The organism is Salinimicrobium oceani (assembly GCF_012037645.1).
The window spans coordinates 1-394 of the sequence record NZ_JAAVJR010000896.1 but is presented as its reverse complement, the minus strand read 5'-3'; the positions used below and the strand labels follow the sequence as shown (position 1 = coordinate 394).

Genomic DNA, 394 nt, shown 5'->3' with positions numbered 1-394 from the left:
AGAGAAGGTATTAATTTTATCTTCTCTTTGACGGGCAAGAGCTAATGAAACAATAGAGGAATCCACACCTCCGGACAGAAAGGTTCCAATTGGTACATCTGCAACCGAGCGGGATTCTACGCTCTCATTAATAAGATCATGGGTAAGCACCTTAGCCTTTTGAAAATTTAAATCAGGAGCCAGATTATTCGGAAGATCCTGTTCAATCTCTGTGCATTTGACCTTAAAGCCATTACAATCTATTTCCAGAAAATGATTTGGCTCCAGCTTATGGATTCCTTCATAAATGGTATAAGGAGCCGGAATATACGTCAGCTGAAAATAGAGACTTAAACCTTTTCTGGAAATCGTAGGTTTGTTTTCAAGTACAGCTGTGATTGACTTCAATTCTGAT

1 protein-coding gene is annotated in these 394 nt (G+C 38.8%); it reads right to left on the bottom strand.

The genetic code is table 11. From position 1 onward, the window contains the following. Positions 1-387, bottom strand: a 387-nt coding sequence (locus HC175_RS19940) for an asparagine synthase-related protein (protein WP_235942706.1), incomplete at its 3' end; no start/stop codon positions are given. Positions 388-394 lie beyond the last annotated feature (7 nt).